The sequence below is a fragment of the Rhizobium sp. CECT 9324 genome (genome assembly GCF_918741265.1).
Lineage (GTDB): Bacteria > Pseudomonadota > Alphaproteobacteria > Rhizobiales > Rhizobiaceae > Allorhizobium.
This window is the reverse complement of sequence record NZ_CAKKMZ010000002.1, coordinates 1,058,010-1,078,190: the sequence shown is the minus strand read 5'-3', so window position 1 is coordinate 1,078,190 and position 20,181 is coordinate 1,058,010. Positions and strand designations below refer to the sequence as shown.

The window sequence follows — 20,181 nt, the reverse complement described above, 5'->3', positions numbered from 1 at the left end:
GAGGCAATATCCTGCTTCCAAACTACAAGGTCTCTATCATTGATTGCCGCGCGAGTTTGACCCGGTGGGGATGCGGGCAGGTTATGTCTTTCGACTTATCCTCCTGCTCTATCCGCTAGCATACCGACCATCACATCCGATTGCGAAATAATCCCTAAAAGTTTGTTGTTGCCGCTAACAACCGGCAGATAGTGCAAGCCCTGTTCTGCCAGAATGATGATCGCGTCTTCGACTGGCGTTTCGGGGGACACGGTTTTAACCGGCGATGTCATGATGTCTTTAACCGTGCCGTTGGGAGCGCTACGTCCTGAGAATATCAGCCGAATTCGTTGAAGAAGGCCGATGGTCGGGCGACCACTTGCCCAGCTTGCTTTGTCGAGGAAATCTGTCTGCGTCACGATGCCGACGACCTCCGCATTGTCATTTGTCACGGGCAAAGCCTTAAAATGGTGGCTGCGCATTAATTCATGTGCTGTTTTCAACGGATGATCCGGTGCGACGCCCACAACGTCGCGGGACATGATGCTGGCGCAATCCAGATGGGTGGCTCGACGGCGATAGGAGCGCAGTTCGGTGCGACGCAGTATTGTTTCAAGATCGTCGCGATCGACGTCCAACACCTGATCGAAATCCTTCAGAACATCATCCAGATCAGCCGACGAGAAACCGATGCGCTGGACTGGCGCCGGGTCCTTCGTGCCGTGGTTGGTTGGCTGTATGCGCATCGCGTGCGGATAGCGACGACCAGAGAAATTGTTGAAGATGACCGCCACGGCGAGAAGCGCTATTGAATTGCCAGTCACCGGCCAAAGCACGAAGCCATAGCCAAGATCGTGAATGGCCGGTCCGCCAAGAACTGCCGTCAAAGCCACCGCACCGCTTGGTGGATGCAGGCATCGTAGAGCCATCATGGCCGCTATGGCGATGCCAATGGCCAGCCCCGCAGCTACGGAGGGATCCGGAACCAGCCTTGCAATCGTAACACCAATAAGAGCGGAGACGATATTGCCGCAGAGAATGGACCATGGCTGTGCAAGCGGGCTGGAGGGAACCCCAAACAGCAGGACGGCAGACGCGCCTATCGGGGCGATCAAAGCAGGCAGCGCGGTGGTGTTGCTGATTGCCAGATGCCCCAGAAAACCGGTCAGCAGAATGCCAATCAATGCACCCGTCGCGGAACGAAACCGCTCCTTATAGCTAACCGGCATCGCCTCTGGCAGGATCAAGTGCGACAGATGTCTCATTCTGCAAATTCTCGATTCTCATCAGGAATTCGCGTTCTAACAGAAAACAATCCGCTGTATGCATATCACATGAACTTGCCTGGGTGTCTGTCCCACAGAGCGTTGAAATACGGCGCTCTGTGGTCCATTCAAGCCTGCAGTGATTTCTCCGAGGGAGCGCATACAACGTGAAGACGGAGCAAACGATTGTTCTCGGCTGCCATTACGAAAGGCAACAATGCCAGCGCCTTGAAAGGACTCGAACGGCGGGACCGGTTGATATAGCAACATCTGACTATATTCAGAACCCACTGCTCGTGGCTCGCATGGCAATGGGGTCGTACGGCAGCAAATTTAGTTGAACTCGCCGCTTCTGTGTAACGGCTTGGTATGCCATCTCCGCATTTGCGCCGTCACAATCGAGGTAATCGTCGGGTACATGGTGAAACGACAGATGGCAGATGTTAGGCGCGGTGACTGTCCAAGACATTCATGTTCGAGCTTCACTTTGTCGGGATGATTGATGTGGCTTCAGTTGCGTCGATACCGAGCCACTGTTCGCTGTGGTTTCGTAGGTCGATTCCAAAGGTGTGATCGTATGAGAGCCAAGCGGTTGTCACCACCATCGTCCAAAAGATACTGAAAAGCGACCCAACCAGAAAATACTCGGCGAAGCCTCGTTCATCCATTTCTTTAAAGCGTGCAACGGTCTTTAACGCAATCACTGCGGCAAGTATTTCCCAGCTATGTGTGATAATGCCAGTAGCTATTATCATCCGTTCTAGAGCTCCTATCCAGCGTCCAGCGCTGGTGGTAGGGCTCGGAAATTTTATAATTGTGGCCGTTAAGCCCGTAACTTTGAAAACGCCTCGGCAGACGACATTGCCAACCCAGGTCAGCATTACCAAAGCTATAGCTGTGTAAATGAGTGCATGCACCACTTGTTGGCCCCCGGGAGTTGGTAATTCTGGTCAAGCGTTTTCAAAGCTTCGTGAATCGCATTCCACTGGATCACGTATAGATCAAAGTCACCTGCGCTCCGAACCTTGTAAACATTGTGTGCGCTCACGTTGCGGGCATGCGCTATTTCAGCAACCGATGCACCCTGCAGCAATCTGATAATATCGTCACGCTGGGCGTCCGACCACTTACGCTCGATGGCACTCAAAGTGGCACCAGTGGCTTCAAGCATTGTCTCGAGAAGAGCATCATACGGCACAGAAAATCTGTAGCGGTTAGCAGAGCGCTTTTCATTCAGCCGCTCGCGTGCTCGCGCAAAACCTGGCCCCATCATATTCCAAGCGCGTTCGTGATTGACCGGCGTATTGAGATCGACGGTACCGATCACAAACCGGCAGTCTATATTTCTTTGCATCAACTCGAAGCGAATTTCTCGCGCGGCACTGGCCGCTGCTACCAGTGAACTGACCAGGCCCTGAAATTCATCACCAAGCGTAATTGTGAGCGGTGAAACAATATCTGTGCTGAGAACTTCATTCTGGCGATTAATCGCTGCATTGAAGTCGGCATGTAGATTTAGGGTGTCAGTATGACTTTCGCTATCAACGATATCACCCATAAGTACAGCGAAACGGGAAATAGAAGGCACCATTTTTCCTTTTTAGCATTAAACCAAATTCGGGTCAATTTTTGAATTATCCCATATTTGGGTGAATTTCCATATTACCCCAAAATTGGTGTAGCGAGGACGATGGATCCAGAGGAAAACACTGCTATCAAAAATAATGGACAGATCTACGGCGTCATCAGCCTTACATGCGTATCGATACGCTCGAGGACCTCCGCCGGAACGACTTTTCGTTCCGGCATCGACCACCAAAATCCGTTCACCTGTTTAACTGTATCGACCACCGCTTTAAGCGCGGCCGCTTCCGGCAGCCGTGCACGATTGGCAAAGGCTTTCCACCGCTGCACGTTCAGCGCCTTGAAGGACCGCTCGCCGGCCAGCGACAGAGCCATGGCATCCGCGGGGATTTAAGGGATTGTCGAGAGCACGTCGTAGACAGGCGCGAGTTGCGGCTACTCGCCTGCCTCGCGATAGATCAGTGACCAGTTCTTCAAGTGCATGTCGCCATTGCCGGTAATGGCAGCGAGAGCCAGCCGGCGGACGAACTCAAGCGCGGCAGCCAACGATACAGCGACGTTCAAAGCCCCCGCGGCCAGTGCCAGCGATCAAGCCGCAACCACGGTGCGGGCGTCATAGTCGGCGGTCCATTGCAGCGATGGCCGCTCGCCGCAACGCTCAATCCAGGCCTTGACCGCGTCGCTGTCCGGCGTCGCTTCAGGGTACCAGGCAAATGGCGAATACAGCAGCAGATCGACAGCTGTGTATCGCTCTCCCATCAGATAGGGCCCATCCTTGAGCGCGGTTTCGAGGCGTACCGCAAGTTCCGCCGGGCTGCGGAAGGTAAAATCCACAAAAGGATGGGAGATCCCGGCTGCCTGCATGATCAGTACAGGTTCGACCACGCCGGCATACCAGGCGAGCCAGCTGAGATACCGACCGCGCTGCGGATCGCCGGCAACAGGCGCCATCTTCTTTTCCGGGAAGAGATCCGTCAGGTACTGAATGATCGCGATGCTCTCCCAGATGACGACGCCGTCATGGTCGAGCAGCGGCACCTTGCCTTCCGGATGCGGGTTATTCGGATCTTTGCGACCACTGCCATCGACGCGGGTGATGTCGACGATCTCGATCGCGACCTTGTCGATGGCGTCTAGTTCGCGAAGCAGGGTGACGATACGCGTCGAGCGCGAGCGGGGGGAGTGAAAGAGAGTCAGCAAAGTCTGGATCCTCGGTTGCGTTTGGCAATGCGGATCCTATACAGTCCACCAACTGCCAGTTTCCGTCAGTAGGGTTCATCTATCCTCCAAAGTCATGGCTCGTAGTGATCGTCTGTTCCGCCTGCTCCAGGCGCTTCGCACTCTCCCCTCCCCGGTGACGGCCGCGCGCCTCGCCGAGGAAACCGGCGTGTCATTGCGTTCGCTCTATCGGGACATTGAGAGCCTGCGCGCAGCGGGTGCCGTCATTGATGGAGAGCGCGGCTTCGGCTACAGGCTGACGGAAGACATCGCATTGCCGCCGCAGACGTTCACACGGCTTGAAATCGAAGCCCTCGTGCTCGGCCTTGCCGAGGTGCGGCATATGGGTGAACCTGCTCTGGCGGCGGCCGCAGGGGCCGTGCTTTCGAAGGTCACGGCAACGCTGCCCGACCGACTACAACGCCAAGCACTACATGCCGCCTCCCAGGTCTATCGATTCGAGCGCCGCGATCCGCCGGTCGTCAATGTCGGCCTTCTGCGCGAGGCTTGCTGGCAAGAACGCGCCTTGGTGATAAGCTATGTGGACGCGGAGCAGCAACGGACCGACCGGCAAGTGCTGCCGCTGGCGATCGTCTATCTGGAGAGGGCGCTGGTGTTGCTTTCCTGGTGTTGCCTGCGCCAGGATTTTCGCAAGTTCCGCGTCGACCGCATCGCCGGCATCCAGATGACGGAGGAGAGCTTCCGTCCGCGCCGGGTTCAGATGCTCAGGGACTTCGTTGCCATTCTGAACGCCGGTGCGCCCGAAACATCAAAGATGATCTTGAGCAGCCAGTAACCAAAATGACGATGCGGCCGGTGTGGCCACGGACCGCGTTCGGACTGCTGTCGCAGACGCAGCAGATGTCCGAACGGCCGCGCTGAGGCGCAATGCTTGTCACCGCGGGTGGGCGGAATGGCTTCGAGCAAAATGCCTTGCCCGCGACTTCGCCTTGATGGCGCCCGAACGATAAACCCATCCCCCAGGTTTGCTAAGTCTTTGAAACTTCGATCGCTCGGTGCACGCGGGATGTTTCTGCGGCAAAAGGGCAATTCATGGAACGTGAGCCAGTAGGTTTTTGCGCGGGCACGGCGGATGCAACGCTGGCGGCGTGTATCTCTTGGCGTTCAAAAGGAGGCCCGTCTTTATTTGGACGGACCGATCCAATAGGGAATCGGCTGACGTCTCCGTAGCAGAAATGCCATGACTGCCTCTCGATCGGGGCAGCCATGCATTTACAAGAGACGCTTAAGCTGAGTACCGAGCTGCAGGAGCCGCAAGCGACAGGTTGGGACCGAGTGCCAAGCGCGCAGTATCGAAGGTATTCCAGTCGGCGATGTTCGGCAAGGCGGGGATCGTGACCAGTTCTCCCTGATCGAGCCCGGAAAGTGCTGCTTCGACCATGTCAGTCGCGGACATGACGATCTCGGAGGGCAGATGGCTCACTGGAAGCCCTGCAGCATCCCAGAAGTCGGTTGCTGTCGCGCCGGGAAGCACCGCCTGAACCCGGACGCCCTTGTCGGCGAGTTCGTGATGGAGGGATTGGCTGAAGGCCAGGATGAACGCCTTGCTACCACCATAGACCCCGTTGAGAACCTCTGGTGCAATGGCGACGATAGACGCGATGTTGATAATCGTACCGGTGCCGCGGGAGACGAAGGCAGGAGCGACGGCATAGGTCAGTCGCATTGGACCGGTAACATTCAAAGCCACCATGGATTCCATTTTCGCGATGTCGGATTGCAGAAGCGGCGCGGTGGCTCCGACACCAGCGTTGTTGACGAGGAGGGTGATGCTGGCGTCAGTGCGCAGCACTTGCTCGACACGCGCCAGGTCTTCCGTCTTCGTTAGATCGGCGGAAAGCGTTTCGACGGATCGCCCAGTTTCGTCTGTGATGCGTGCGGCCAGTTCTTTCAGCTTGTCTCCGCTACGTGCCACCAAAATGAGGTCGTAGCCGCGCCGGGCGAGACGATCTGCATAGACCGCACCTATCCCAGATGATGCACCTGTGACGAGTGCGGTTCCGTTGTGTGCAATTGTGCTCATTGCCATGCATCCTTCATTCAGAGCGAGCTTGATTGCTTGCCGTGAACAAAAGTACGCTCTATTCCGTCCGTCTCAAATGTCGTATATGCAACCTTTACAGCCATAGGAGAATTCGGCATGCAGCGCATTGGATTTGTCCTGGTACCAGGTTTTCAGCTCATGTACCTGGCGGCAATCTCGGTATTCGAGTTCGCCAATGTCTCCGCTGGCGAAAATGTCTATCAGATCGACGTCCTGTCTGAGGAGGGTGGCGCGGTCCGCAGTTCGCATGGCCTCACAGCCGATACCAAGGCTTTCGAAGATCCCAGTTTCGATACCATCATCTTCGGAGGCGGGATGCAGATCTCCGAGTCATCGTCCAGAATGATAGACTTCGCCCATCGGGCAAGTCTGGCGTCAAGAAGAACAGCTTCAATCTGCACTGGTGCTTTTGTACTTGCCCAGGCGGGTCTCCTTGATGGCAAGCGAGCGACAACTCACTGGCTGTCTGCCCGCGAACTTCAGGAGCGCTACCCCAAGGTGAAGATGGAGGAAGATCGAATCTTCATCATCGACGGAGATATTTGGACTTCAGCGGGCATGAGTGCTGGGATCGATCTGGCCCTAGGAATGGTCGAAAAGGATTACGGATCAGAACTCGCTCGCTCGGTTGCCCAGAAGCTTGTCCTCTATCACCGCCGGGCAGGTGGTCAGTCCCAGCATTCCGAACTGCTCAAGATGGATGCCAAATCCGATCGTATCCAGAGCGCCCTCGACTACGCTAGGAAGAATCTTAAGTCGGCTCTGTCGGTCGAGGAACTGGCCGATGCCGCGCATCTTAGTCCCCGTCAGTTCAGTCGTGCCTTTCGGTCGGAGACTGGACAGTCACCTGCCAAGGCTGTCGAGCATCTTCGTCTAGAAAGCGCCCGCCTGATGATGGAGCAAAGTCGTCACCCCATCGAGTACATCGCGGCCGAAACCGGCTTTGCAGATAGGGAGCGCATGCGCCGGGCATTCCTGCGTGCGTTCGGACAGCCACCTCAGGCTATCCGGCGCAGTGCGCGGGCCGTCGATGAGGACCAATGACGTGACGTCCAAACTTCTCCATTTCGACAGGCCTTGAAACGGTTAGCCCGAAGCGCCGCCATCCCAAGATGGCCAATGGGTAAATCGCCCACATCCCTGTCCGACCCGACGTAGCCTGCTCGCCAGGGACGTCTTCGGACCCTGCTGCCGATCTTTCGCAATGTGCTGGCGGTCATGGTCGCGGTTCTCGCAATTCTGATCGTACTGGCTGAACTCGGTGTCGAGATTGGTTCCCTTATGGCAGGTGCCGGTGTACTTGGGGTGGCACTCGGTTCGGCTCGCAGGCGCTGGTCAAAGATATCATCAGCGGCGTGTACTACATTCTCGATGACCCCTTTCTGGTCGGCCAATACATCCAGGCGAAGAGCGACAAAGGAACTGTCGAGTTCTTCAGTTTGCGATCTATGCGGCTGCGCCATCATCCTGGTCCGGTATATTCGGTACCCTTCGGAGAACTCGGGGCTGTCGAAAACATGAGCCGCAACTATGCCAAAGGCTTTGCCTTTTTCCTATTCCATCAATCGCGATACTCTGGCGCCTGCCGGTCGAGGACCCGCCGGATGCTCTCCAGATGCATCCTGGCACTTTCGGGGTCCCCTTCGCGCATCTGCCTTGCCGCTTCATCCGCGACAGCGGGCACGACCGGCAGAAGTTTCCGGCCGGAACCCATTGCCTTCAACTGAACTTCGGCAGCACGTTCGAGATAATAGAGATCGTCCCAGGCTTCGGCGATGTTCGGCGCGCAGACCATCACACCATGGTTTTTCATGAACAGGATATCCTTGTCGCCAAGGACGGAGGCGATCCTGTCGCCTTCGCTTTCGTCCAGGGCGAGGCCGTTATAGTCCTGATCCACCGCGACACGGCCGTAGAACTTGAGCGCCGTCTGGCCTGCCCAGACCAATGGCTCCCCCTCCACCATGCTGAGCGCGGTGGCATTCGGCATATGGGTGTGAAAGGCGGCCCCCACCCGAGGCAACATCTTGTGCAGGCGCGCATGGATGTAGAAGGCCGTCGCCTCCGGCACGCCATCCCCGGCAACCACATTGCCCTCGAAATCGCAGATCAGCAATGACGAGGCAGTCGCCTCCTGAAACGCCCAGCCGAGGCGGTTGACGATGAAGAGGTCGGGATGGCCAGGCACGACGGCCGAGAAATGATTGCAGATCCCCTCTTCAAGGCCGAGCCGTGCTGCCATACGAAGGCAAGCGGCAAGATCGACACGTGCCTGCCATATCTCGTCAGTATCCAGCGGGAGATTGCGCCGAAGTGCAGGATTTGTCTTCGAAACATTCAGTTCATGCGCCATGTTTGTCTCCTTATCGCTCCATCCAGCCTACTGTGGCAAGGATGGCAGGTATCTTGTCGAGCGCCGGGACGATCTCATTCGGGTGGTAGTCAGCGAGTGGTTTGCGGCCCGTGCCACGGTCGACCCAGACAGTACGAAAGCCAAGCTCACGCGCTGCGACAAGATCAAGATGCGGGCTGGCGCAGATATGCACCAGATCCTCAATGCCGATGCCGAGGCTTTTCCAGGCATGATGGAAGATCTGGCTGGATGGCTTGTAGGCACGGGCCTGTTCCGCAGTGATGACGCGGTCGATGTGGCCACCAAGTTGGGCCACGTTTCCAGCAATGATCGCATCATCAGTATTGGAGATGATCGCCAGGCAAAAACCTGCATCTTTCAACTCTCCAAGGGTTGCCACGACCTCCGGAAACGGCGGCATGTTGGCGATTGAGGAGGTCAGGATTTCGGCATCGATACTCGTGAACGGCAGGTCGAATTCAATCATGGCCCGTTCCAGCGCAAGCGCGCTGACCTCGGCAAACGTGCGGTGCGGACGCTCCTCCTCCAGCGCATGCTCATGGCGGTCGTAGACCGTGATGAAGGCCTTCTGATCGATATCGCCACCTTTTGCGGACAGTATTTTGTCCATTGCTGCAAGCAGGCCTTCGTCCCATTGAATCAGGGTTCCGTAGCAATCAAACGTCAGCCAGGTCGGCTTGGGTCCAGTCAGGGTCATGTGTCTTCTCCTTGATTTCCCGAGGTTGACAAAACTGGCATAGATTGAGAAATTAAATCTCCTCATCATCTTCATTGAAAAATCAAATGAACTTCGGCTTCGATCTGGATCTTCTGAAAACTTTTGCTGCAGTCGTCGATTGCAGCGGCTTCACCAAGGCGGCCGAACGGGTGCGCTTGACGCAGTCGACGGTGAGCCAACAGATCAAGAAGCTGGAGGTCAATTTAGGCACCTCACTGCTGCGGCGGGACAAATCGACCGGAACTGTTGAAACCACGGAAGCCGGTGAGTTATTGCTGAGCTATGCGCGCAGAATGCTCGCCATCGCAGATGAGGCCGCCGAGGTCATGCGAAAACCTCTGGCGCCGCGGACCGTTCGCCTCGGCGTTCCGGAAGATTTTGCCGGGCGGCGCCTCATCGATCTGCTGTCGGGATTTTCGACTGCATCCCCGCATATCAGGCTCGACACGGTTAGCGGCTGGAGCACTGAGCTTCGTCGCCTGCTGGATGCGGGCGAAATTGACCTTGCGCTGATTAAGCGCGAGCCCGGAGATGGGGCCTGTCTTGCGAGCTGGAAGGAAGAGCTGATCTGGGTGGAGAGCGCCACTCGTTTTGTCGAGACGGATCCGGTGCCACTCGCGGTGTTTCCCGTCGGCTGCATCTACCGGGATCGCGCCATCCGCGCGATCGAACGCAGCGGTCGTCGCTGGCGGATCGCCTATACCAGCCAAGGTTTAATGGGGGTACAGGCGGCGGTCGCTTCTGGCCTTGGAATCAGTCTCCTGCCTTCCGGCGCCGTACTTACCGAACACCGACGACTCGGACCAAAGGATGGGTTTGACGATCAGCCCGCGTCCGAGATGGCGCTGGTGAAAGGACGGGTAAGCCTCTCGACAGAAGCCCATTCCGTCGGGCAGTTCCTGGCGGATGGCCTGGGATTTAAATGCCCATGACGCCGGTGCATAGGTTGGCTTGCTCCCTCCTCAGGAGCTATGAAGCAAGACCTTCAGGCCTTTGATGTGCAGATCAAGCCCAAAGGCAAAACGCTGATCGGCATTCGCCTTAGTGATTTCCGTCATTGCAATCGCAGCGAGCGGAGCCTTCGTTTGAGACCGCTCTCAGAGAGGCCGAAAGATGTTCAGCCGGATCAGATGCTTCAACAACCGGTTCGGTAGCTGGCGGTTCTAGTGACATTTATTGAACCACTTTGATGGGTTGAATAAGCTATAAAAATGCATTATTTGAACCATTGAAAGGGTCAATTGATGCGCCTAACACTCCAAATCAATTTTGATGGCCAGTGGCACCACGCCGCCACGCTAGAACTCAAGGACGACGCGGACGGCTTCCAGGGCGCGTCGATCGTTGATTACGATTTCGACTATTTCGTCACCGTGGCGTCGGCGGAATTTGCGGCCGGAAAGACGGTCCGCGACCATCGCGCCTTGTCCGTCCGTTACCCCATTGATCTTGAAAACCGATATAGCCGCAGTTGGCCGCCTTTCCTATTGGATCTCATGCCGCAGGGGCATGCAAGGCGAAAGCTTGCCGAGCATCTCAGTCTTGCTGAAGGCTCGCGCGCCTCTGATCTCCCGCTGATTCTGCGATCGGCGACGGGCGGCATAGGCAATATCCGGATCAAAGAAGCGGCCGAGGCCGAAACGGAACGGCTGCGCGGTGTTGAGCGCCAAGGGGTGACAGAGGCGGAAATCCTTGCGCGCTCGGATCGCTTCATGGAAGTCGCCGATCGGTTCGGAATGCTTGCCTCTGGCTCAAGCGGCCTGCAAGGCGAATGGCCGAAGGTCTCGATGACCCAAGCGAATGACGGTCTCTATTATCCCGACAGCTTCGTGACTGATGATGAGGCCGTGCGCCACGTTATCGTCAAGCTGGTACGCAGCAACGAGCCTGTGGACCGCCTGATCCTCGAAGGCGAAGCTCTATATTCGCGGATCGCACAAGAGATCGGTCTGAATGTCAGCGAACCATCAACCTATGCCGAAGGCGTCCTGATCATTCCGCGTTTCGACCGAAAGAAGAAAGAAGGCGGCGGAACAATCCGGCTGGGACAAGAAAGCCTCGTATCCGCGATCGGCGTTGCCGATTTCTGCCGTGTCGGCACGCATGAAGCATATATCGACGTTCTGCGCCAATTTTCGGCCGATCCTTTTTCGGACATCGTCGAATACCTGAAGCGCGACATCGCCAACCTGGCGCTCGGCAATCCCGACAATCACGGCCGGAATTCCGCATTGAGCAAACACCAGGACGGCACGATCCGCCTGTCTTCGCTCTTTGATTTCGCGCCAATGCGGCTCGCCAAAGAGGGAATCGTTCGTTCTACCCGCTGGGCGATGATGCGTGACGGTGGTCGAGACCATTTTCCTGATTGGAAGCGCATTTGCGCTGAATTGATGCCAGATCCTGCAGAGCAGAAAGCACTCGCGGTTATGCTTTCTGATTTTGCCGAACATCTGCATCAAGCTCCGCTTATGGCGAAAGATTTGGGAGCGTCTCCGGACATTCTGGACCTTGCGATGGGACGCTGCATCGAAATCGCAGATAGCGTTTTGGCTGCATGCCATTGATGACGAAGGGCAGCTAAATGGCTCGTTGGAAGAAACCGACGAAAGAGCAGATTCTGGAAAACCGGCGAACGCTGGCGGAGCGTGCTCGAACCGGTGACTTGAGGTTGCCTGGCGCTGTGGCCGATATCCGTAAGGGGTTCGGCTTGACACAGGAGGAGTTTGCCAAAACACTGTCGCTTACGAGGCGGCAAGTTGCCGAAATTGAAGGGGGGACGGCGAACCCCACGCTTGAAACATTGGAAAAGATCGGTCGGCTGTTCGGGTTCGGAATTGGTTTTGTGCCCAATAGCCGCCAGAGGCAGGCACCATAGGGCGGTCCTGCCCCCTTGATAGTGCCAAAGACCCCAAGCGCCGCATAAAAATCCATCAGTGGGCGAAGGTGAACTTGCTACTAGCTGTGATTGATTTTGCGGCATAGGACATATTAGGAGCTTTTTTTGGACCTTCGCCTTGAACATGGGGTAATCGCGGCGCGATTGTCCCAGGCCAAATATAAATGATGTCTGGTAAGGGGTGGTTGCCCCGATAAGATGGACATACGGGCTCACGATTGGCACCGGGTGTAGAAGCCGGCTTCGGCCAAATGGGCCAAGCCAGCCGCGTCGTTGGCGTCGGTCTTGTTGAGCGTCTCGTCCAAGACCTTTTGCGCGTGCCGAGCTTCGATGCAGATTGCTGGAACCCCTTCGGCCGCTAGCGCATGGTAGAACCATGTCGACAACGGTATCGAACTCTCGGCACTCTATTTGTCTTTGCTACTTCGAATTAAATCTTTGCCTGCAAAGCGTGTACCGCTTATTCGCCAAACGGAAGCTCAATGTCTTCGCGGTTTTTCTTTGCGCCCTCGATTAAGACCGTTTTGAACCGCTCGGCATCCGGTGCCGGCAGCATCCCTGCCCCGGTTCGAATACCTTCTTGCCACGCAGGCCCGCGCTCCCATGCTTCATTGTAGACGAGTGCCAAGTCAGTTGATCGCCGTGTTTGCTGCAGGGCCTCAAAGAGCAGCGCAGCTTGACGAACGTCCTTCCCTCGCTTTGCCGACCCCTGCCCGTCAGTATGCCGACGGCTGGCGACTATGAGCTTGTGGACCGCATACCGAGACGGATCGGGGACGACGACTGGGATGCCGCTTCGGTGGAGCAATGTTGTCCTGACGGGCTCTCTAATAAGAAAGTCGAGAAAGCGTAGTGGGTCCGCGCTGGCGCCGCCATGAGCGGGCATCTTCGCGGGCTGGTCGATGAAGTCGTTTGAACCGCGGTTCGACGTCAGGAATTCGACCCTGTAGCCGTCGGCATTCTGAAATGCCGACGAGGCCGCGGATCCCGATCTATGAGGAACTGGCCTGAAGCTGGCGTCGACGCCCTGCAGCAACTCAACGATCGGAGGCAGACTGTCTTCCACCTCCCGACTGATGGCATAGTCCTGGGCGATGTCGGCATCGCCGGTCAGGATTGCAGCCATGGGAAGGCGTACGCCCAGCAATCCTGAATAACATTGGAAGGCCACCGTACCGATGAGAATACCCCGGAATCGAAAGAGACCCCCATCGGCAAGAGCTTCGACGATATCGCCCGACATAGCGTCGGGGGAGATCATCCCGCCTTCACGGATTAGGGTATTTACCAAGCGCCTGCGAGCGCGTAAATCGTCCTTGTCCCGCTTATGATCAGCTACACGTTGCGCGATATCCGTTCCGTCAGCAGGACCTACATAACGACGCTTCGTGCCACCGTGTCCATCTGGGATGTCGAAGTACCAATATTTGCGCCCCTTAATGTTGGCAGGGGTGAACCGACCCTCTGGAGGGAAATCGGCCGTCCAAGCGGCGTCTAGCGAGCGCTGACCTAGCTCGGCGAGCATAGTCTGGTACATGAGGTCGATGGACTTCATAAGCTCGACTCCAAAGTTATACTGTTTTTCAAAAACAGTACAACGATCGAGAGGATAGGCAGCAAGATGGAATTCCGTTATTTCCGTCGCAGCTGCAAAATGCTTATCCTCACCGGTTTGAAACCCGCCCTCCAGCTCTATCGGGCCGCATCGATCGATCTTCTCGTATTTTTGTTTGCCGCCGTCATCTGGAACTTCGGGTTTCTCATTTGCGCTTTCGACCGACTGCAGGCGAAGGTCCAGCAGCTGGCAAATGAGGATGAGCTGACCGGGATCGCCAATCGCCGGATGTTCATGAACCGCCTGAATGGGATTTGCGGGAAACGGGACGGCGTCAGCTTCAGTCTGTTGCTGTTCGACCTTGATCGCCAAGCGGATCGTGAGCGCGGTAAAAGCCACGACCGTTTCGTGGGGAAGCCTTCAGCTGAGTCTCACAGTCAGCATCGGGACTGCTTCGTCGGAAGGGAGCCCGATCGATCCGGAGATCCTCGTGGACAACGCAGACCGTGCGCTCTACGAAACGAAACGTCGGGGCCGGGATGGGTACAGCGTGTTTGGCTCACCCCTCGAACCCGCCCGCAATATCGTTCGCTTAGGCGACTTCTCGGTTTCCAGCTCCGCCAGGACCTAGGGCTGGCGACTGGTCTATTTGGCGGCCAAACGGGTTCACCGGCCCCTCATGCACAGGTCGCGCTGCCTTGGCGCGGGAGAAGCCCCTCACCGGGGCTGCGCAGAGGTTGGACCATTTATGCAGTTGGCGGCTTCTCCGGCGGTAGCGCGCGCCGGCCATTTTCGCAAACCATTTAATCGCGGTTCTTTCCAAGTCTGGGGCCCACGATGCCAGCTGAAAAATACCCGAACGATATTGTCGGCAATCCGACGCGGCCGTTGAGATAAAGATCGGGTAGTCGAATGTCGGGGTTCTCGGCATGACCCTGAAGTGGGGCCGTTGGAACGTGGTTTTAACACCGCACCGCGCACGCGAGCGCTGCCGTCGCCCCGCCTACCATATATTTACCGCTTCGCCTGATCCTCGTCGTCAGCGACATCATCCTGTGGAATGCTTGCTATCTCAGCCGCGCCGTCAATTATATCCGCAGCCGGCGCCTGAGCATATGCCCACTAGCCCCTTTTGGAGCGGCGTCGCGTAAGTGCAGACGCCACTCATAGCCCTCCCTCCCTTGTGGGTCGAGGGTTACTTACCGCCGCTAAAGCACGGTTGGCAGAGCTAAGGCTTTTCCCTGTAGAAGATCATGCCACCGTGGTGCAGCGTGTCGTTGTCGATAAAGGTGCCGTCGGCAGTGAAGCCCGTGTCGTCCCAGTAGTCGATGTGATTGCCAGTTACAACGTAGCGGCCCTGATAGGCGCTACGGCGGTTGCCGCGAGCCTCGTCATACCGGCCGGTTGGCAGAAGTTCCTGGCGAATACGGCCGTCGCCAGTAACCCACATGCCGATATAGGGATGCTTCTGCGGCTGGGTCGGGGTGTCAGAGTGAAAGTGCATCGTGTTCTCTGCCTTAATGATAGGGGGCACCGCGTTCAGGCATGTGGCGGTGGGGATGATGATGGCGGCAATGATCAGCAGGGTATTGCTCATGGGCTCCCCTCCCCACCTGTCGCCGTCGCAGGGCTTGCTTCTGGGTTGTTTGCTTGGCTTCGCTCCTCGAAAAGTTGCCGGAACGCCTGGGAGGCAGCGATCGCTTTTGGGAATCCCGCCGGTACGGTCACCATGTAGATGACCTCCTTTAGCTCTTCCTCCGACACGCCGATATTGAGCGCATAGCCGGCATGAACCCTCATGAAAGCCGTTTCACCGATGGCGGCGAAGGCGGCTACCGCAGCCAGCTGGCGGGTCCGGTTGTCGAGACCCGGGCGCGACCAGACGTCGCCCAGTGCATAGGCTTCGGTCGCATCGGCCAGGAACGGGAATTCCCGCCGCATGCCTTCAAGCGTTGGCTGCGTCACGCCGTTGTTCAGGCTGCGGATCACCGCCGCCCCGCGCTCGCGCCTTTCGTCCGTAGTCTGGGCGAGAGCGGCGTCGGGAAAGGGGCCGAGAAGCGAAGCGGCGCCGGCCGCAGCGATTTGAGACCTGATTTGCTGAAACATTATAACCTCCTTTTATATCTCTTACTGGCCGTTTCTGAGTGGCTGGTTAGAAAACTGCCCTGGTCGGACGGATGACGATCTCGTTGACGTCGACATCGTCGGGCTGCTCGATTGCGAAACGGACGGCGCGGCCGATGGCATCGGGCGTGAGCGCGATGGCGCGGTATGTCTTCATGCCTTCGATCGCGCTTGGATCAGTGATCGTGCTGGCCAGTTCGCTTTCGACGACGCCCGGATGGATGCAGGTGACGCGCAGCTTGTCGTTTTCTTGGCGAAGGCCATCGGAAATCGCACGGACAGCATATTTGGTGGCGCAGTAGACGGCCGCCGTCGGTGACACCGCCAGTGCGCCGATGGAGGCGATGTTGATGATATGGCCTGAACCACGCTCGGTCATTTCCTGCAGAACCGCAGCGACACCGTAGAGCACGCCCTTGATGTTGACGTCGATCATCCTGTCCCATTCATCGACCTTCATCGAGGCCATCGGCGACAGCGGCATGACGCCGGCATTGTTGACGATGACGTCGACACGGCCGAACTCCCGGCGGGCAGCCTCAGCGAAGGCTGCCACATCGGCACGATCGGTGACATCGACCCTGCGGGTCATGACCTTGCCGCCGGCTGCCCGAATTTCCCCGGCGACGGCGTCCAACCGGTCGGTGCGACGGGCACCGAGCACGACAGTCGAACCGGCCTTCGCCAATTCGTGGGCGATACCGACACCAATACCGCTGGAGGCGCCCGTGATGAGAACAACCTTGTCCATGACTTTCTCCTCTTGCTTCCGCTTCTTCGCGGTTGTCAGGAAGATAAGCCTCGGGCATTGTCGTGATAAGCCATCTACTCGTAAACTAAGAGGTAAGGATTTCTAACCAATGCTGCCGGACTTTAACGCGCTTGCAGTGTTCGCTCTCGTTGCCGAGGAAAAGAGTTTTCGCGCCGCTGCCGACCGGATGGGCGTCACGCGCTCTGCCGTCAGCCAGACGATCCGCAAGCTCGAAGAGACGGTCGGTATCGCGCTGGTCAGCCGTACGACCCGCAGCGTGGCGCTGACGGAGGCCGGTAAAAAGCTCTACGCTGAGGCGGCTCCAGCACTTCTCGAGATAGAAGGCGCCATAGAGGCGGCAGCGAACCTTCGCGGGCGGCCGCGTGGGCGGCTGACGCTTGCGGTTTCGTCGATTGCCGAGAGCTTCTTGTCCGGGCCGCTGCTCGCCTCATTTCTGGATGAAAACCCTGACGTGACGATGCATGTGACCGTCACCGACGAGGAGTTCGATATCGTCGCGGAAGGGTATGATGCGGGGGTGAGGCTCGGGGAAGTCATCGCCCAGGACATGGTCGCCGTGCCGGTCTCGGGTGAGCAGCGCCAACTGGCCGTGGCGTCGCCGGTCTATCTCGAACAATTCGGGATGCCGCGCCACCCCAGCGAACTTGCAAGCCGCCGCTGCGTCGGTTGGCGTCGAGCGGCGAGCCTTGCACCGTACCGTTGGGAGTTTCGAGAGGACGGCCGGGAGTTTTCGGTGGCAGTGGGAGATACGATCACGACCACAGATATGGCGCTGATGGTCAAGCTCGCGACGGCAGGCGCCGGGATCAGCTTTGGCATGGAGGACAGTTTTCGGTCGGCGATCGCACGCGGCGAACTGGTGCCGATCCTGGAAGAATTCTGCCCATGCTTTCCCGGCTTCTTTCTCTACTATCCGAGCCGCCGCAACATGGCGCCGAAACTGAGAGCGCTGGTAGATCATTTACGCACCGGTGCTTTGTTGTAGCGTGAAGCCGGCGACTTAGTTTATGATGAGAAGTCCTCCCCGCTAGCGGCCAACTCCCGAGGCCCCCGCATGCCTTCCCATTTTGCATCGAAAAGAGAATGACAATGACTTGGCAGGACATCGCCACCTTTGCTTTCGCGACCTTCCTTCTCGTATCCTCGCCTGGCCCAAACGGCGCTTTGATCGTGAAAACGGTCTCGACATCTGGCGTCCCAGCCGGATTCGCTAACATCGCAGGGTTTTTCAGTGCCTTTTGGATCCACGGAACGTTTTCGATCCTCGGCCTTTCGGTCATTGTCATGCAATCGGCCATGGCATTCGCCGTGGTCAAATATATCGGCGCCGCATACCTTTTGTGGCTTGGTTTAAAGGCTCTTTATGAAGCTGCCTTTTATCGCGAAAGACAGGGTGGAGGGACTTCCCAGCCGCGGCCGAAATCGTTGAAGCACGCTTATCTCGAAGGACTCTTGACAAACGGCTTAAACCCGAAGGTGTCGATGTTTTATCTGGCCGTCTTCCCCCAATTCATGTCTCACGATGGGGGTCATGTTTTAGTCGCCGCTTACATGCTGGTTGCGATACATTCCACCATAAACATTGCCTGGTTCAGCTTGGTGATACTGTTGTTATCGCGTCTCAGGACGATCGCCCTAGCTGGCGGGCTCCGCCGCGGCCTGAAGGCTATTACCGGAGCCGTATTTATTGGATTCAGCGCAAAACTGGCTGCCGCACAGTCTCCAACTTAACCCGTCGGCCGACGGTAGAGATACCCCATCCGGCTGGTAGAAGGCTGGTCATAAAACCGCAAATCTCATCGCTTCGATGATAGTCGCGCTGGCGATCGGGTCGCCCGCATCTGAAGGGGTATCGCGGTATCCTTCAGAAGGACGGGCATGGTGCCTACGACACGCTCGCCCGATCTGACGGTGGAAATCACGGTGTGATACTGCCGGCTGCCGGTCCCATAGCAGGCGCAAGTTCTACGAACTCCACGCCTCGGAACTGATGGCAAAGCTCTGGAAGGTGGACGCGGCGGCGCGGCACGTCAGGCGGCATCTGCTGCTGTTGCTACCGAGCTCTTCGCCTCTGGCGAAAGACCCTGCCGCGGATCTAGAGCAAGTCGAAGCTGGCCGATGCGCTATGCCGCCTCGGGCATGCGTGGCGACGATGGGGTGCTGGGGATATCCGCTGTCAGTTTCCTCGGGTTTTTATCGTCGAATGGAAGCCGGCAGTGTATTTGGAAAAATTTTTCTGGACGATTTTCATACTATTTGCGTGAGTGATGCCGGACACATGGTCAGGGCTCTCGATGAGAACCGAACCGACGTGAAATAGCACAGGCTGCGGTTCCAAAGCCGGCGACATAGCAATGACGATGCGCTGCTGCTAGCGACCCGGAAATGGCTCCAGCAATCAGACTACCTTCAGCATGGTCTGGACGCCACGATTGAGAGAATTGGCTACCGTGCAGATCGACCATGCTTGATCGATCAAGCTTTTTGGGTCAGTCCCATCCAATGTCGTGCATTTCACGGAAAGGACGGCGCTGGTGGCGACAAGAGGTACACCGTCCAGTTCCAGGTTTACCGTCACGGCTATTTCTCCGATCTCGACGCCGAGATCATGGGCAACATATCGAAGGTCGTTACAGTAGCAACCGCCGACCGCCAAAGCGAGTAACTGCCCGCCGTTGAAGCCGAGGCCCGAACCACCGGCCTTGCCTTCCGGCCTATCGACCACGATGGTATGGCCTCCGGCCCAACCCACTGCGGCTTCCGTGCCGACGACATTCCGCAATTCGACGATCGACTGAACCATGCCTTCTCTCCGTTCTTGTGGTTTCAGGGGAAGCTCATGGCGTAAGCGGACCATGTCAAGCGGGATCATCATTGACTGATGCTGCTGTCGCCAGCTTACTATCGTCTTGAACAACAGTAGCTTGAAACCGGCCATATTCCGTGGCTACTCTCAGCAATCCTCCACCAACCTTGTTCATCAGGCAATGTTCGAAGCAAACGCTGTACAGGTCAGAGTTTCCATCGATGATATCGAGCCGGACATCTGGCGCCGTCTTATCCTGCCGGTCCATTGGAACCTGGAGCAACTTCATTTGGGGATCCAGGCCGCATTCAACTGGTGGAACTATCATCTCTATGAGTTCCGGATTGGTGGCCTGCGGTACGGGGACGTCGAAATCCTGACAGAGGACGCGACCGACGACGATCCTCGGGTCTTCGATCAGAGAGAGGTTCGATTGCTGGACTTCGAACAAGGTTCTGTCTTCAGCTACCACTACGATTTCGGTGATGGCTGGCGGCACACCGTCACCGTCGAGGAGTTCCTGACGCTCGCTACCTCACCCAGGAACGGGACCTGCGTCGATGGCAAGAGAGCGCGACCGCCCGAGGATGTCGGCGGTGTGTCGGGTTATGAGCGGTTTCTGGAGATTATTGCCGACCGGGAGGATCCTGAATACGCCGAAACCATTCGGTGGTGCGGTGGCCACTTTGATCCTGAATGGTTCGACCTTTCGATGACGGACAAAGATCTTCGCAATGCTTTACGGGCGAACGTTAAACGGCGGCTTTATCAACCGAAACCGAAAGCCATTCCAAAAAAATGAGTGAAGATAGGTTCCGCGGT

Annotated in this window: 21 protein-coding genes and 4 pseudogenes; 11 read left to right on the top strand and 14 right to left on the bottom strand. The window is 57.2% G+C overall.

Annotated elements, in window-relative coordinates:
- Positions 1 to 95: 95 nt before the first annotated feature.
- From LQ231_RS24790 to LQ231_RS24770, 5 genes and pseudogenes are all read right to left on the bottom strand, one after another.
- Entirely contained in the window at positions 96 to 1,244 is a 1,149-nt protein-coding gene (locus LQ231_RS24790; protein ID WP_230174725.1) for an HPP family protein, read from the bottom strand.
- Positions 1,245 to 1,726: 482 nt separating this feature from the next.
- Positions 1,727 to 1,999, bottom strand: a complete 273-nt coding sequence (locus LQ231_RS24785) for a hypothetical protein (protein WP_230174723.1) — start codon at positions 1,997 to 1,999, stop codon at positions 1,727 to 1,729.
- Between the two features lie 134 nt (positions 2,000 to 2,133).
- A complete protein-coding gene (locus LQ231_RS24780; protein ID WP_230174721.1) occupies positions 2,134 to 2,835 on the bottom strand; it encodes a SatD family protein in 702 nt (233 codons plus the stop codon).
- Positions 2,836 to 2,978: 143 nt separating this feature from the next.
- Positions 2,979 to 3,401: pseudogene (locus LQ231_RS24775) on the bottom strand (HipA domain-containing protein); the annotation flags it as partial.
- A gap of 15 nt (positions 3,402 to 3,416) precedes the next feature.
- Positions 3,417 to 4,028 (bottom strand): glutathione S-transferase family protein, encoded by a 612-nt coding sequence (locus LQ231_RS24770; protein ID WP_230174719.1) that lies wholly within the window; start codon positions 4,026 to 4,028, stop codon positions 3,417 to 3,419.
- Positions 4,029 to 4,122: 94 nt separating this feature from the next.
- On the opposite strand from LQ231_RS24770, the gene LQ231_RS24765 reads away from it, so the two are divergent.
- Positions 4,123 to 4,842, top strand: a complete 720-nt coding sequence (locus LQ231_RS24765; protein WP_230174717.1) for a YafY family protein — start codon at positions 4,123 to 4,125, stop codon at positions 4,840 to 4,842.
- Between the two features lie 450 nt (positions 4,843 to 5,292).
- Here LQ231_RS24765 and LQ231_RS24760 read toward each other — a convergent pair whose 3' ends face one another.
- Positions 5,293 to 6,090 carry an SDR family oxidoreductase gene (locus LQ231_RS24760; protein WP_230174715.1) on the bottom strand — a complete coding sequence of 266 codons (798 nt, stop codon included), beginning with the start codon at positions 6,088 to 6,090 and terminating at the stop codon, positions 5,293 to 5,295.
- 117 nt (positions 6,091 to 6,207) lie between these two features.
- Between LQ231_RS24760 and LQ231_RS24755 the strand changes: the two genes are divergently transcribed.
- Positions 6,208 to 7,155, top strand: coding sequence for a GlxA family transcriptional regulator (locus tag LQ231_RS24755; RefSeq protein ID WP_230174714.1), 948 nt, complete (start codon positions 6,208 to 6,210; stop codon positions 7,153 to 7,155).
- Between the two features lie 117 nt (positions 7,156 to 7,272).
- Positions 7,273 to 7,643, top strand: a pseudogene (locus LQ231_RS24750) (mechanosensitive ion channel domain-containing protein); the annotation flags it as partial.
- Between the two features lie 29 nt (positions 7,644 to 7,672).
- Here the strand turns inward: LQ231_RS24750 and LQ231_RS24745 are convergent.
- Positions 7,673 to 8,464 (bottom strand): aldolase, encoded by a 792-nt coding sequence (locus tag LQ231_RS24745; protein ID WP_230174712.1) that lies wholly within the window; start codon positions 8,462 to 8,464, stop codon positions 7,673 to 7,675.
- 10 nt (positions 8,465 to 8,474) lie between these two features.
- A complete protein-coding gene (locus LQ231_RS24740; protein ID WP_230174710.1) occupies positions 8,475 to 9,182 on the bottom strand; it encodes a haloacid dehalogenase type II in 708 nt (235 codons plus the stop codon).
- Between the two features lie 86 nt (positions 9,183 to 9,268).
- On the opposite strand from LQ231_RS24740, the gene LQ231_RS24735 reads away from it, so the two are divergent.
- The 3 genes from LQ231_RS24735 to LQ231_RS24725 all read left to right on the top strand — a co-directional run bounded on the left by LQ231_RS24735 (position 9,269) and on the right by LQ231_RS24725 (position 12,081).
- Positions 9,269 to 10,135, top strand: a complete 867-nt coding sequence (locus LQ231_RS24735) for a LysR family transcriptional regulator (RefSeq protein ID WP_230174708.1) — start codon at positions 9,269 to 9,271, stop codon at positions 10,133 to 10,135.
- Between the two features lie 312 nt (positions 10,136 to 10,447).
- The gene (locus LQ231_RS27350) at positions 10,448 to 11,770 is read left to right on the top strand and encodes a HipA domain-containing protein (RefSeq protein WP_356637508.1); all 1,323 of its coding nucleotides are present in this window, start codon (positions 10,448 to 10,450) and stop codon (positions 11,768 to 11,770) included.
- 17 nt (positions 11,771 to 11,787) lie between these two features.
- Complete coding sequence (locus LQ231_RS24725) at positions 11,788 to 12,081, top strand: helix-turn-helix transcriptional regulator (protein WP_230174704.1); 294 nt, start codon at positions 11,788 to 11,790, stop codon at positions 12,079 to 12,081.
- Between the two features lie 251 nt (positions 12,082 to 12,332).
- Here the strand turns inward: LQ231_RS24725 and LQ231_RS24720 are convergent.
- Both LQ231_RS24720 and LQ231_RS24715 read right to left on the bottom strand, forming a co-directional pair.
- Positions 12,333 to 12,497 (bottom strand): annotated as a pseudogene (locus LQ231_RS24720) (IS110 family transposase); the annotation flags it as partial.
- A 65-nt stretch (positions 12,498 to 12,562) separates the two neighbouring features.
- Positions 12,563 to 13,657 (bottom strand): GSU2403 family nucleotidyltransferase fold protein, encoded by a 1,095-nt coding sequence (locus LQ231_RS24715; RefSeq protein ID WP_230175062.1) that lies wholly within the window; start codon positions 13,655 to 13,657, stop codon positions 12,563 to 12,565.
- Between the two features lie 307 nt (positions 13,658 to 13,964).
- Here LQ231_RS24715 and LQ231_RS27345 point away from each other — a divergent pair, with 307 nt between their 5' ends.
- Positions 13,965 to 14,288: a diguanylate cyclase gene (locus LQ231_RS27345; RefSeq protein WP_356637504.1), complete on the top strand. Its 324-nt coding sequence runs from the start codon at positions 13,965 to 13,967 to the stop codon at positions 14,286 to 14,288.
- Positions 14,289 to 14,885: 597 nt separating this feature from the next.
- On the opposite strand, the gene LQ231_RS24710 is transcribed toward LQ231_RS27345, so the two are convergent.
- The 3 genes from LQ231_RS24710 to LQ231_RS24700 are packed head-to-tail and all read right to left on the bottom strand — an operon-like array spanning position 14,886 to position 16,532.
- Positions 14,886 to 15,254 (bottom strand): Atu4866 domain-containing protein, encoded by a 369-nt coding sequence (locus tag LQ231_RS24710; protein ID WP_230174701.1) that lies wholly within the window; start codon positions 15,252 to 15,254, stop codon positions 14,886 to 14,888.
- Entirely contained in the window at positions 15,251 to 15,763 is a 513-nt protein-coding gene (locus tag LQ231_RS24705) for a carboxymuconolactone decarboxylase family protein (RefSeq protein ID WP_230174699.1), read from the bottom strand. The genes LQ231_RS24710 and LQ231_RS24705 overlap by 4 nt, the downstream gene beginning before the upstream one ends.
- Positions 15,764 to 15,809: 46 nt before the next feature.
- Complete coding sequence (locus LQ231_RS24700) at positions 15,810 to 16,532, bottom strand: SDR family oxidoreductase (RefSeq protein WP_230174696.1); 723 nt, start codon at positions 16,530 to 16,532, stop codon at positions 15,810 to 15,812.
- Between the two features lie 109 nt (positions 16,533 to 16,641).
- On the opposite strand from LQ231_RS24700, the gene LQ231_RS24695 reads away from it, so the two are divergent.
- The 3 genes and pseudogenes from LQ231_RS24695 to LQ231_RS24685 all read left to right on the top strand — a co-directional run.
- Complete coding sequence (locus tag LQ231_RS24695; RefSeq protein WP_230174695.1) at positions 16,642 to 17,538, top strand: LysR family transcriptional regulator; 897 nt, start codon at positions 16,642 to 16,644, stop codon at positions 17,536 to 17,538.
- A 104-nt stretch (positions 17,539 to 17,642) separates the two neighbouring features.
- Positions 17,643 to 18,284 (top strand): LysE family translocator, encoded by a 642-nt coding sequence (locus LQ231_RS24690; protein WP_230174694.1) that lies wholly within the window; start codon positions 17,643 to 17,645, stop codon positions 18,282 to 18,284.
- Between the two features lie 63 nt (positions 18,285 to 18,347).
- Positions 18,348 to 18,649, top strand: a pseudogene (locus LQ231_RS24685) (transposase); the annotation flags it as partial.
- 302 nt (positions 18,650 to 18,951) lie between these two features.
- Here the strand turns inward: LQ231_RS24685 and LQ231_RS24680 are convergent.
- The gene (locus LQ231_RS24680) at positions 18,952 to 19,356 is read right to left on the bottom strand and encodes an OsmC family protein (protein WP_132669948.1); all 405 of its coding nucleotides are present in this window, start codon (positions 19,354 to 19,356) and stop codon (positions 18,952 to 18,954) included.
- A gap of 184 nt (positions 19,357 to 19,540) precedes the next feature.
- Here LQ231_RS24680 and LQ231_RS24675 point away from each other — a divergent pair, with 184 nt between their 5' ends.
- Complete coding sequence (locus tag LQ231_RS24675) at positions 19,541 to 20,161, top strand: plasmid pRiA4b ORF-3 family protein (RefSeq protein ID WP_230175059.1); 621 nt, start codon at positions 19,541 to 19,543, stop codon at positions 20,159 to 20,161.
- The last annotated feature ends 20 nt before the right edge of the window (positions 20,162 to 20,181 follow it).

Excerpts from the sequence above, each read along its gene's own strand:
- LQ231_RS24790 (WP_230174725.1), bottom strand. The coding sequence starts at position 1,244 with ATGAGACATCTGTCGCACTTGATCCTGCCAGAGGCGATGCCGGTTAGC.
- LQ231_RS24785 (WP_230174723.1), bottom strand. The coding sequence starts at position 1,999 with ATGATAATAGCTACTGGCATTATCACACATAGCTGGGAAATACTTGCC.
- LQ231_RS24780 (WP_230174721.1), bottom strand. The coding sequence starts at position 2,835 with ATGGTGCCTTCTATTTCCCGTTTCGCTGTACTTATGGGTGATATCGTT.
- LQ231_RS24765 (WP_230174717.1), top strand. The coding sequence starts at position 4,123 with ATGGCTCGTAGTGATCGTCTGTTCCGCCTGCTCCAGGCGCTTCGCACT.
- LQ231_RS24760 (WP_230174715.1), bottom strand. The coding sequence starts at position 6,090 with ATGAGCACAATTGCACACAACGGAACCGCACTCGTCACAGGTGCATCA.
- LQ231_RS24755 (WP_230174714.1), top strand. The coding sequence starts at position 6,208 with ATGCAGCGCATTGGATTTGTCCTGGTACCAGGTTTTCAGCTCATGTAC.
- LQ231_RS24745 (WP_230174712.1), bottom strand. The coding sequence starts at position 8,464 with ATGGCGCATGAACTGAATGTTTCGAAGACAAATCCTGCACTTCGGCGC.
- LQ231_RS24740 (WP_230174710.1), bottom strand. The coding sequence starts at position 9,182 with ATGACCCTGACTGGACCCAAGCCGACCTGGCTGACGTTTGATTGCTAC.
- LQ231_RS24735 (WP_230174708.1), top strand. The coding sequence starts at position 9,269 with ATGAACTTCGGCTTCGATCTGGATCTTCTGAAAACTTTTGCTGCAGTC.
- LQ231_RS27350 (WP_356637508.1), top strand. The coding sequence starts at position 10,448 with ATGCGCCTAACACTCCAAATCAATTTTGATGGCCAGTGGCACCACGCC.
- LQ231_RS24725 (WP_230174704.1), top strand. The coding sequence starts at position 11,788 with ATGGCTCGTTGGAAGAAACCGACGAAAGAGCAGATTCTGGAAAACCGG.
- LQ231_RS24715 (WP_230175062.1), bottom strand. The coding sequence starts at position 13,657 with ATGAAGTCCATCGACCTCATGTACCAGACTATGCTCGCCGAGCTAGGT.
- LQ231_RS27345 (WP_356637504.1), top strand. The coding sequence starts at position 13,965 with ATGGGATTTGCGGGAAACGGGACGGCGTCAGCTTCAGTCTGTTGCTGT.
- LQ231_RS24710 (WP_230174701.1), bottom strand. The coding sequence starts at position 15,254 with ATGAGCAATACCCTGCTGATCATTGCCGCCATCATCATCCCCACCGCC.
- LQ231_RS24705 (WP_230174699.1), bottom strand. The coding sequence starts at position 15,763 with ATGTTTCAGCAAATCAGGTCTCAAATCGCTGCGGCCGGCGCCGCTTCG.
- LQ231_RS24700 (WP_230174696.1), bottom strand. The coding sequence starts at position 16,532 with ATGGACAAGGTTGTTCTCATCACGGGCGCCTCCAGCGGTATTGGTGTC.
- LQ231_RS24695 (WP_230174695.1), top strand. The coding sequence starts at position 16,642 with ATGCTGCCGGACTTTAACGCGCTTGCAGTGTTCGCTCTCGTTGCCGAG.
- LQ231_RS24690 (WP_230174694.1), top strand. The coding sequence starts at position 17,643 with ATGACTTGGCAGGACATCGCCACCTTTGCTTTCGCGACCTTCCTTCTC.
- LQ231_RS24680 (WP_132669948.1), bottom strand. The coding sequence starts at position 19,356 with ATGGTTCAGTCGATCGTCGAATTGCGGAATGTCGTCGGCACGGAAGCC.
- LQ231_RS24675 (WP_230175059.1), top strand. The coding sequence starts at position 19,541 with ATGTTCGAAGCAAACGCTGTACAGGTCAGAGTTTCCATCGATGATATC.